This is a genomic window from Pseudomonadota bacterium (genome assembly GCA_030775045.1).
GTDB lineage: Bacteria > Pseudomonadota > Alphaproteobacteria > JALYJY01 > JALYJY01 > JALYJY01.
On the sequence record JALYJY010000044.1, the window covers coordinates 1 to 10,208 of the forward strand.

Below are 10,208 nucleotides of genomic sequence, written 5' to 3' on the forward strand. Positions count from 1 at the left end.
CCGCAGCAGTGTACTGCCTCCACGCCCGCAGCGACAACAGCATCCGCAAGCCTGGCATGCAGGACATCGGCCTGCTCGCCCAGTTCGAGCATGTCGCCCAGGATGGCTACTTTCCGGCCGCTGCGTACCTGCCCCAGAACAGCCAGCACAGCTTTCACCGCTGCGGGACTGGCGTTATAGCTGTCGTCGATGATAGTCAATGTTCCGTCCGGCCGGGTTACAGCAAGGCGTGATCCGCGGCCCTGGACAGGTGAGAGTTTCTCCAGCGCCTTTGCCGCCACAGCCACATCCGCGCCTGCGGCCCGCACCGCCGCCAGTACCGCCAGGCTGTTCAGGGCCATGTGCTGCCCCGGCAGGGACAGGCGATACGTGAGGGTCTCGCCCCCCGCCAGAACGGTGACCGTGCTGCCTGTATCTTCAGGCACAAAGGACAGCAGGCAGACATCCGCGCCCTGCTGCTGGCCAAAGCTGATAACCTGCAAGCCGCGTTTTTCAGCCGCCTGGCGCAGGCGGCCGGACTGGCTGTTGTCCGCATTCAGGATGGCTGTGCCGCCGGGTTCCATGCCCTCAAAGATCTCGGCCTTGGCATCGGCGATGGCCTCCAGCCCCGAAAAGTGGGCCAGATGCACGGCCTCGATGGTGGTGATGATGCTGGCATGAGGCCGCACCAGGCGCGACAGGGGACCGATCTCTCCCGCATGGTTCATGCCCAGCTCGAACACAGCATACCGGACGTCGGCCGGCATGCGGGCCAGGCTGAGCGGTGCGCCCCAGTGGTTGTTCAGGTTGCCCTGCGTGGCAAAGGCGGAGCCACAGGCCGACAGGGCGGCCGCCAGCATCTCTTTCGTGCCCGTCTTGCCGACCGAGCCCGTCACCGCAATGATCTTCGCGGCGCTGCGGGCGCGGGAAAAACGGCCCAGATCCTCCAGCGCCTTCAGGGTATCGGACACCTTCAGCACCGGCGCACCCGGCGGCAGATCGGGGGGCAAGGTATCCACCATGACAGCAGCCGCGCCTGCCCTCAGGGCCTGCGCCGCGTACACATGGCCGTCCAGAGCGTTGCCGCGCAGGGCCACGAACAGGTCCCCGGGCTGGAGGGTGCGTGTGTCGATGGACATGCCTGTGGCCTTCCAGAGCCCCGTATTCGCGCCCCTGGTGGCCTTTGCGGCGTCTTCAGCGGTCCAGAGGGCGGCCATGCAAATCCCTTTCCTGCAGAAGAAGAAAAAACAGCACAGACCCGGCATATTAACAATATTTTAATCAATATGCTTTTGAATGGTGCATGTACGAACAGTTTTGCAGGGCAGGTGCACCATGTCGGCAGGAATATCAGGCAAAATACCGGACAGACGGGTGACTCCTGCCGCACAGGCTTTTAGGTCCCATGACCGCCCCGCTGCTGTCAGCACCGGCGACATCAAGGGCGCATTTGACCTGACGTTTGCGTCAGAGAGTCATCGGAATTCCGCTTTTGGAGTGTTGCGTGACCTGTGCCAGACCGCAAAAATGGGAAATCTGGTGACCTTTATAAAAACAGATAAAACGACCATGCGCGCTGTCTGCCATGGTGATCCTGATACCACTGGCCATTTCCAGACAGCAATTCTGACAAAGGCCAACAAAGAGGCCTTGAGCATTACCAGCGTCACTGCGCTGGGCAAAGACATGAAACCCCTGCCAAAGGCTGCACCTGCACTTGTGGCCCAGAAACCTGCCGCCGCCGCACCAAACGCGGCAGTGGACGCCTGGAAATATGGCAGGAGCGGCTTCGACCCCTCCCGCCGCTGACCCGCAATCCTGCAGGGGATTCAGCGAGCAGTCACGGCCCCGGAGCTTTTGCCATAACGACCAGATGATCCAGACCTGCCCTTTTCAGGGCCGAGGCCAGGGAAAGCATCCGGCTGGCTGTATCCGGCCTCCCGCCAAGGCTTTCCATCAGTTCCACGACGGTTTCCCTGTCCAGGCCCTGCAGGATATCCCCCGCGGAAGTATTGGCCAGGACAATGACCACGGTGGCCGCGTCCATAGCCTTGCCTTCTGCTACAAGGTGGCGGACAAGGCCTGAAACAGTGCCCGCAGTCAGGTCAAAGTTTTCACGGCCTGCTGTTGCCTGGTCGATAATCTCCCGGACCTGCAGCAGCAGTTCTGTGGCCTGAAACAGGCCCGAGACACCATCCACCGGTACAAGGGACCGGAAATGGGGATCCGCCCGAAGCACCCGGGCCCGGTTTTCCAGGACCTGCCTTTCCGGCGCGAGGAGGTCAAAGGTGCCCATGAAGTCTTCCCAGGCGTCTTCCTGGCCGAGGGCCTTCAGGACAACAGCCGTGCGCTTGAGAAAACTCTGTCGTTGGTCTTCCGGGGGCTTTACCAGGACCGACCAGGTCATAACCTCGGCAGGGAAATCGCTGAAGAATCCTCGCAGCTCCCGTTCCGTTTTTCCCCTGACAAAGGCTCCCAGCGCCTCAAAACTCCGCAGAGCCCGGTCAAATTCCGCCACATGCGGATATCCAGAAAAATCCTGTTCCATCGCATCCCTTTCCGGGGGAAATTACACCCCCCCGGCGGGATCAATAAGGAATGCAACCAAAACCAGGTCAAGGTTTTTGTCAGTAACGACATGCCTCAGGCCGCGGGGCGGGCACCCATCCTGCGGGCAGTTTCATGTACAAGGTCACGCCCTTTCAGCATCGCCAGTCCCGGACTTCCAATCAGCTGAGCCCCGTTGACATCCTTTCCGATACTTTCCATCAGCGCATGCGTCAGATCCCGGTCAATTCCGGAGAGAAGTCCCTTCAGGTTTTTCCGGGCAATGGCGTCGATCATTTCGACAGCCAGTCCTGGTCCCGGCTTGTCAGCGGAAATCAGTTTTTTCACAAGATTTGCCACGCCGCGTGCTGTTATGTCGGACAGGTCGCCACCACTGTTGCGCATTCTGTTGATGATCTGGCGGACCTCCTCTTCAGGATGTACCCGGCTGAGAGACCGGACAGCGGGCACAACAGGATCAGTGTCTGTCTGCCGTTCCAGAAGGGCCTTGACGCCAGGATCGCCCAGCCCCAGAAGGCCCTCCCGGACCCGGCTGGCCTGGGCCTCGATAGCTGCTTCTTTTGGCCCCAGACTTCGGAAAGCATCCGTAAAATCCCTGTAGATTTTTTCCTGTCCAATGGCCTTGAGACCTTTGGCTATATTCTTCAGGACTTCCATCTTCCTTTCAGAAGATTCATCGGAGTTCGTGAAAGCATCATAAGTTGCGTCCACAAATCCCTGGAACCAGCGATCCATCTGGCTGCGTGTTTTCCCTTTCAGGAAGGATTCAAGTCTCTTCAGGCCGGACAGACTGTCCAGATCTCCTGTCGCTGCGGCAAAATCCACAACACGCTGGTCGAACAACTTTTTTTCCATGACTTTGCCTCCTGGCAGATAAAATCTGTCCCAGTCTTGCTGGAAAACGGTTAAGAAGCCGTGAAGATTACAGAAATTTTCCTGCTGCCAGAGCCTGCAGGCGGCGGAGGGTTTCCGCGGCAGCCTCTGCCGCAAGGCCCTCCGGATGATAATGCCGGCGGAAAGCCTTCAGGACCGGCTCCAGGATGGTTTCGTCCACGCTGTACCCGACCTGCCGCAGCCAGGCGCAGGCCTGTGCGGGCGTAACCGGCCCGGAACTACCCGGGCGGAAATCCGGATCCGGCCAGATGCCGATACCCTCGCGAGACAGCGCTTCCCAGGGGAACAGCTCCCCCGGGTCTTCCTTGCGCAGCGGGGCAATGTCCGAATGCCCCAGCACTCCGGCAGGGGGGATACCATGCCGCGCCATGACCTCGCGGCCCAACGTGCGGAATGCCTCGACCTGGATCTGCGGAAAGGGGCGGTAGCCGTACCTGTGGCCAGGATTGACCAGCTCAATCCCCACGGACCGGCTGTTGATGTCATCCTGTCCCTGCCAGGTCCCCTTCCCCGCATGCCAGGCGCGGCGGTTTTCATCCACCAGGCGGTACACCGTCCCGTCTTCGTCAATTACGTAATGGGTGCTGACCTGCGCGGCCGGATCGCACAGCCGGTCCAGGGCGGCCTGTCCTGTTTTCATACCCGTGTAGTGGACCAGCAGGATGGACACAGAAACGCCATCGGCCCGGGGACCATGGTTGGGAGAGGGATGATCCACAAGGCGCATGTCCGGGACTATCGCTTCTGTGGCGTGGGGAAAGTAACGGGAGGCGTGGGGGGCAGGCTGACGCGGCCGGGCGGGGGCCGCATCACAGCCCCGATGTCCACAGACCCGTCAGGGCGGAACCAGTTGGCCCCCGCATGGCGCAGAACCTTTCTGAATTCGCCGATGGCACCCCGGACGATGCCGAGCACCCGACCCTGGATGCCATAGCGGGTGGCCGGGATCCGGCTCTCCAGGGCTGTCAGCATGCCGGAGGCCTGGTCCGTCACAGCGGTCATGGCGGTGGGGCCAGCCTGCCCGATGGACAGGCGTGTGCCGGAGGGATCCTGCACTGCTGCCCCCGCCCTCGTCACGTGGGGGGCCGGAGCCACGGCCACATCAGCGACCCCCGGACCGGGCGGCACGGAAGGAGTGTCCACCCGGGCTGTGGGCTGCCCTTCCCGCACGCCCCCTTCCCCGGCAGGCCAGTACCTGTCCTGGACATAATCAATGCCGACAGTCAGCAGGACCGCCAGCAAAAGGATGCGGAAAAAAAACATCCCTCAGGGTACTGCGTTGCAGATCCGATGGCAAGAAAGCACAGGCTGAAACCCCTGTTCCGGCCTTTCTTCCTGCGGCTGGATATGGAAGACTTGAAATTTATTATATAACTATCTATAAATCCAATAGTGGTGATTCTACACGATCAACAACCATAAGGAACAAGAGATGTTTGAACAACTGACATCCGGAGCGAAACGTGTTATTGCAGGTGCCGCAGCAGCCCTGCTTCTGACAGCATGCAGCGATGCAGTCCGGGAGCCCCTGAAGTCTCCCCCTGTTGCCCCCGTTGAAAACACACGGCGTGACCCGACCAAACTGGAAAAGGATGATCCATGCCGAACCACTCTTTCTGATCTTGCCATCCATGATTTTATATGCAGGACAAACATGGCGAATGTGACCCTGCAGGCAACCAGCAGGGTGGGCAGCACCTTGGCCGGAGGCACACCGGCGGGCGCATTGACACAAATGCAGAACCTGCTGACAAACCTCCAGCAGCGGAATGTCGCATGCGATGCAATGTTCCAGCAGGCCCTGCAGAAGAGCTGCGTCCAGGCTGACGATCCCTGCCAGGCCCAGAAGAAGGACCTGCGGGCCGCCGTAGCGAAATTTCTGGGAAGGGCACAGGAACTGTTCAGCAAGGAACTGGCCAGCATGGAAGCTGTAGAAAAGGCCAAAAACATGCGTATGAGCGGGGCAATGCCTCCCCAGATCTGGGAAGACTATCTGGGTGCCCTGGATGATATTGCCTACCAGATGGACAGGGGGGTCAAATGCGTCGCAGGCACATCAGCCAGCAGCATAGCTGAAACCCTGCGCCAGCACGCCAAAATCCTCAGCGGGAAGAACGAACATGTGGCGCAGGTCTTCAGGGATACAGCTGATATGATCGAAAAGAATCCCCAACTGACAACCGGCAAGCTGCTCGAGAACGCCAGATGGTTTACCTGGGGCCTGCTTGGCACACAGGATCCCGGAGCTTTCTACGAAAGCCACAAGAATAGAATCCTGACCCCTGAACAATGGGAACAGGACATCATGGAGGCCTGTGGATGCGAAGGCATACTCTATCCACCGCGCGGAAAAGGTGGTGTGCGGCGCTATGAGGGGTTTAACGTAGAACCGCTTCCCTGATCTTCACTGCCCCCTCTTCCCCAGGAAGAGGGGGCATTTTTTCAGCGAAATTTTCTGTACAGGATCCACGGGCCCATGGCGTCCCTTCCCTCCCCCGCCGGGGCCCAGCCCCGTTTTTCATAGAACAGGCGGGCCGGCAGGTTGCCCAGAACGCAGCGCAGCGTCGCCGGTGTTCCAATCCGGGACAAAAGGCTGTCCAGAAGCAGGCTTCCCAGCCCCTGGCCCCGCAGCGGCGGGTCCACAAACAGGGTATGCACGAACCGGTCCCGGCCCGAGACAAAGCCCAGGATCCGCCCTCCCTTTTCTGCCACCAGGACCACCTCACCGGCCGTATCGCGATCGAAATCCTGGTCCCTGAACTGGTCCGGCGGCATCCAGTGAAAGGCCGCCCGGCGGGCCTCCCCATAAATCCGGATACAGGCCTCGCGGTCCCCGGGCCGGAAAGGCCGGACAGTGCTGTCCATATCAGGACACGACGGCTGCATGGGTATCCGGCCGGCCTGTCACGGCCCGGGCCACGCCGCCGGCCACTTCCTTCCAGCAGTATTCCGTCAGGGCCTTGCGATCGCCGAAGGTGTCCGGAGTCACGGGCGGATGGAATTCCACCACAACCCTGATCTTCCCGTAGCCCGGAACTTTCGGCAGGTGGCCAGGCAAGGTCATGTCCGCATACCAGGCATAGACGGGGCGCAGCAGCCGCCCCAGCGGAATGCCGTCCAGGCTTGCCGCCGCAATGGACACGGGCTGGACCGTTACTGTGCGCCCCGGAACAGACTCCGCCACTGCCAGGAACGCACTTTTGAACGGAAGCACCCTGTTTCCGTCGGATGTGGTCCCCTCGGGGAACAAAATCAGGTTATCGCCGGCCTCCAGCCTGGACTGGATTCCGTCCCTTTCCCGGATCACGGACCGGTTCCGGGACCGGGACACAAAGACCGTGCGCTGAAGCCGCGCCAGGGTGCCGAACAGGGGCCAGGCTCCCACTTCGGTCTTGGCGATGAAGGATCCGGGAATGACCGCACCCAGAACCATGATGTCCAGATAGGACGAGTGGTTGGAGACATACAGGACCGGACCGGGAGAGGCCTGCTTTCCGACAACAGTAACCTCGAGCCCCAGGAGGCGCGTACAGACCCCGTGATAGAACCGGGGAAACCAGACACGAAAAGGCCCCGGAAAACGCACGGCCACTATCTGGACAGGCAGGCACAGGAAGGTCCATCCAAGATATGCTGCCAGACGCCAGCTGCTGCGAAGCCCGGAATGGGGTGCCATAATATTACTGGCTCTTGTTACGCCTGTCGTAGTGGCGGTAATATTTATCCGTTATCTGGTCCAGCCTGACCACAATGCAGACATCCACCGAATTGAACTGGGGATCCACAAAGGCCCCGTCGCCGATATAGCATCCGACGCGCAGGTATCCCTTGATAAGGGGCGGGAGAGAAGCCAGAACAGCACGGGTATCGATCTTTTCCGGATCCACAAGCCGCATGTCCGTATAGTACTGTGGCAGGGCGACAGGTCTCAGCTCCGGCGGGGCCAGGTAATTGTGATAAAGATACGAAAGCTCGTGGGACAGCGCCAGGGGATCTGTCCCCGGAAAGCTGGCGCAGCCGAACATCAGCTGGATGTCATGGCGGAACACATAGGCGGCAATCCCGCGCCACAGCAGCTGCAGGGTGGGAAGGGTCCGGTACGGAGCCTCAACACAGGAACGGCCCAGCTCCAGGATTTCGCCGGGATACTCCACAATGGGCCGGATATCGTACTCCCCGGCTGAATAGAACCCGCCCTTGCGGGCCGCGGCAGAGCGCCGGATCAGGCGGTATGTCCCGACGATGGCGTCCACGCTCCTGCCCCGGCTGTGATCCACAATCAGAAGATGCTCACACAGTTCGTCAAAGGCGTCGAAATCCCGGCGCCGCGCGGCCATCTGCGGCGTGGGCCTTGAGGACATTTCCTCATAGAAAACCCGGTAGCGCAGGGCCTGGGCCGCATCGATGTCCGCCGGCGTCTCCGCCAGGCGGACCTCCAGGGAGCCGAGACGCAGGTCTTCCTCGGAAAACTGTTCTGTCAGAATCGTCATCGTGAGTTCTATACCCCATTGCCTTTCCGAAAGGAAAACCTTTCACACAAAGGTGTGGTTCCGGGCCAGCAGAAATACCAGAACCAGGGAGCCCAGAACGATCCTGTACCAGGCAAAGGGCCTGTACCCGTGGCGCTGGATCAGGGCGATGACAAGGCGCACCACCACCATGGCCGCCAGAAAGGCCGCTACAAAGCCTGCAGCAATCAGTTCCAGGCCATCGGCCGTGAGCACATTCCGGTTCATATACAGGCCAAGGGTCGCAGCTCCCAGCATGGTGGGAATGGCCAGCCAGAACGAGAACTCTGCCGCTGTTTTACGATCAAGTCCCAGAAGCATCCCTCCCATGACAGTAGCCCCGGACCGGGATACGCCCGGAACCATGGCCAGGACCTGGATACAGCCGATGCCCAAGGCACGGCGCAGGGAAATCTGCTCCATATCCCGGACCACCGGCGGTGGCACCACCTTCTCGATCACCAGGATGGCCACACCGCCCGCAACCAGCATAAGGCAGACCAGGGGCAGATCCCGGAACAGGGTATCCTTGATGAAACTGTGCCCCAGGGCCCCGATGACCATGGCCGGAACAAAAGCCAGCAGGATGGCCAGCGCCAGGCGACGGGACTGTACATCCCCGGCCAGTCCGCCGGACAGCATCCGGAACAGCCGGGCCCTGTAGATCCAGCATATGGCCAGGATGGCGCCCAGCTGGATGACCACCTCGAACACAAAGCCGGGCGGCCCCCTGAATCCCACAAATTCCCTGGCGATCAGCAGATGCCCGGTGGAGGATACAGGAATGAACTCGGTCAGACCTTCCAGAAGGCCCAGAAGCAGGGCTTCGACCATCATTTGCGCAGAAGGCCCTCTTCCCTGAAACAGCGCTCCGCACCGGGATGGAGGTCGGCGCCGGCAGGCTTCCCGGCCATGGTTTTCGCCGTCAGGCTGTGCAGTACCGGATGCTGGTCCCGGAAATCCTGGACCCGGTCCAGGATTCCGCAGGCCACGGCATGCACCATGGCTTCATCCGCAGACGCTGTGGTCACCAGAGTCGCGGCCAAGCCCACTGTGGGAACATCATCATCCACACCGGGATACAACCCGCCGGGAATACGCGTGCGGACCAGAAAGGGATTGTCACCGGTCAGGGAGTTTGCTGTGACATCCTCCACCGGCAGGATGGACACCGCGCACCGGCCGGCGGTTTCCTGGACCAGTCCGTTGGGATGGGCGGCCACAAAGGCAATGGCGTCAACCTCGCCGCTGCACAGGGCCTCGGTCTGGTCAGCCATGGCCATGTCCACAACCTTCAGGTCCTCTCCCGCGCTCCAGCCCCGGGCTGCAAACAGCATATCCATCAGGGCCCGGGTCGGGCTTCCCTTCTGGCCCGGACTGACAGTTTTCCCCTCAAGGGCTGCAAGGCTGTCAATGCCGGTCCCCACCCGCACCAGGATGGCCAGGGGCTCGGCATGGAGTGTCAGGACAGAACGCAGGTCCGGAAAGGCATCGGATGCCCTGAACACGCCGGTGCCCCGGACGGCATGATATTGCCAGTCCGACTGGATAATAGCCATATCCAGCCTGCCCTCTTTCAGGGCTTTCAGGTTGGCTGCAGACCCGTCCGCGCTTTCGGTCCAGACATGAAATCCGGTCTTTTCCTCCTGGCGGTTGAGAACCCGCTGGATAGCCCCGCCGGCCGGAAAATACAGGCCCGTTACAGGCCCTGTACCGATCACCACCTGGTCTTTCCTGCCATTAGGGGCTGCGGAAACAGGGGACGCAGCAGGCTCTTCAGCAGGGGCAGCATCGTTGTCCGGGGCCGGGGATACCTCGGGGATGCTTTCCTCTCCGGATACTGCCGGCTTGGGCGGCGGAGGACTGGCTGGCGTGGCCGCGGCTCCAGGGCCTGTGGACAGAACCAGAAGGACAGAAGCCAGGAGGAGGCAGACAGGGTTGCGCGGGAATTTCATACTCATTTTTCCCTCTTCCGGGCCGGGGTTCCTGTCGCCAGGGTCCAGCGGATGATCTGTCCGTTGACCTCCCGTGTGGCGGCATCAAAAGCCCGGACGATGCTGTCAAAGGTATTGCTGTCTGCGGTGATCACGCTCTCGAACGTTTCGCCAGCCACCATGGTGCGCTGGGGCATCCGCACCAGCTTTGCACTCAGGCGCACATGAACCTTCGGCGGGGTCCCGTCCGGCTTGCCCTCATACTCCGCCTGGAAATCCCGGGCCTCCACCTTCAGGGCATAGTCCACGCGCACCGACAGGGGAT

At 61.1% G+C, this 10,208-nt stretch carries 13 protein-coding genes; 2 read left to right on the forward strand and 11 right to left on the reverse strand.

The genetic code is table 11. The features are described 5' to 3' along the window. A partial coding sequence (gene murF / locus M3O22_05295; protein MDP9196169.1) for a UDP-N-acetylmuramoyl-tripeptide--D-alanyl-D-alanine ligase occupies positions 1–1,196 on the reverse strand: 1,196 nt, incomplete at its 3' end. Positions 1,197–1,353: 157 nt separating this feature from the next. Here murF and M3O22_05300 point away from each other — a divergent pair. Beyond that, complete coding sequence (locus M3O22_05300) at positions 1,354–1,788, forward strand: hypothetical protein (GenBank protein MDP9196170.1); 435 nt, start codon at positions 1,354–1,356, stop codon at positions 1,786–1,788. Between the two features lie 31 nt (positions 1,789–1,819). Here M3O22_05300 and M3O22_05305 read toward each other — a convergent pair whose 3' ends face one another. The 4 genes from M3O22_05305 to M3O22_05320 all read right to left on the reverse strand — a co-directional run bounded on the left by M3O22_05305 (position 1,820) and on the right by M3O22_05320 (position 4,704). Beyond that, complete coding sequence (locus tag M3O22_05305) at positions 1,820–2,527, reverse strand: hypothetical protein (protein MDP9196171.1); 708 nt, start codon at positions 2,525–2,527, stop codon at positions 1,820–1,822. A 95-nt stretch (positions 2,528–2,622) separates the two neighbouring features. After that, entirely contained in the window at positions 2,623–3,402 is a 780-nt protein-coding gene (locus M3O22_05310; GenBank protein ID MDP9196172.1) for a hypothetical protein, read from the reverse strand. Between the two features lie 67 nt (positions 3,403–3,469). Continuing rightward, positions 3,470–4,168, reverse strand: coding sequence for an N-acetylmuramoyl-L-alanine amidase (locus M3O22_05315; GenBank protein ID MDP9196173.1), 699 nt, complete (start codon positions 4,166–4,168; stop codon positions 3,470–3,472). Positions 4,169–4,176: 8 nt separating this feature from the next. Then, positions 4,177–4,704 carry a hypothetical protein gene (locus tag M3O22_05320; GenBank protein ID MDP9196174.1) on the reverse strand — a complete coding sequence of 176 codons (528 nt, stop codon included), beginning with the start codon at positions 4,702–4,704 and terminating at the stop codon, positions 4,177–4,179. Positions 4,705–4,873: 169 nt separating this feature from the next. Between M3O22_05320 and M3O22_05325 the strand changes: the two genes are divergently transcribed. After that, positions 4,874–5,842 (forward strand): hypothetical protein, encoded by a 969-nt coding sequence (locus M3O22_05325; protein ID MDP9196175.1) that lies wholly within the window; start codon positions 4,874–4,876, stop codon positions 5,840–5,842. Between the two features lie 41 nt (positions 5,843–5,883). Here M3O22_05325 and M3O22_05330 read toward each other — a convergent pair whose 3' ends face one another. The 6 genes from M3O22_05330 to M3O22_05355 all read right to left on the reverse strand — a co-directional run. After that, complete coding sequence (locus M3O22_05330; protein MDP9196176.1) at positions 5,884–6,327, reverse strand: GNAT family N-acetyltransferase; 444 nt, start codon at positions 6,325–6,327, stop codon at positions 5,884–5,886. After that, entirely contained in the window at positions 6,308–7,117 is an 810-nt protein-coding gene (locus tag M3O22_05335; GenBank protein MDP9196177.1) for a 1-acyl-sn-glycerol-3-phosphate acyltransferase, read from the reverse strand. The genes M3O22_05330 and M3O22_05335 overlap by 20 nt, the downstream gene beginning before the upstream one ends. A gap of 4 nt (positions 7,118–7,121) precedes the next feature. Then, positions 7,122–7,931, reverse strand: coding sequence for a GNAT family N-acetyltransferase (locus M3O22_05340; protein ID MDP9196178.1), 810 nt, complete (start codon positions 7,929–7,931; stop codon positions 7,122–7,124). Positions 7,932–7,973: 42 nt separating this feature from the next. After that, complete coding sequence (locus M3O22_05345) at positions 7,974–8,783, reverse strand: undecaprenyl-diphosphate phosphatase (protein ID MDP9196179.1); 810 nt, start codon at positions 8,781–8,783, stop codon at positions 7,974–7,976. Beyond that, complete coding sequence (locus M3O22_05350) at positions 8,783–9,910, reverse strand: TAXI family TRAP transporter solute-binding subunit (GenBank protein MDP9196180.1); 1,128 nt, start codon at positions 9,908–9,910, stop codon at positions 8,783–8,785. The genes M3O22_05345 and M3O22_05350 overlap by 1 nt, the downstream gene beginning before the upstream one ends. Beyond that, the coding region (locus M3O22_05355; GenBank protein MDP9196181.1) for an ABC-type transport auxiliary lipoprotein family protein at positions 9,907–10,208 on the reverse strand (302 nt) is incomplete at its 5' end. The genes M3O22_05355 and M3O22_05350, both read right to left, overlap by 4 nt.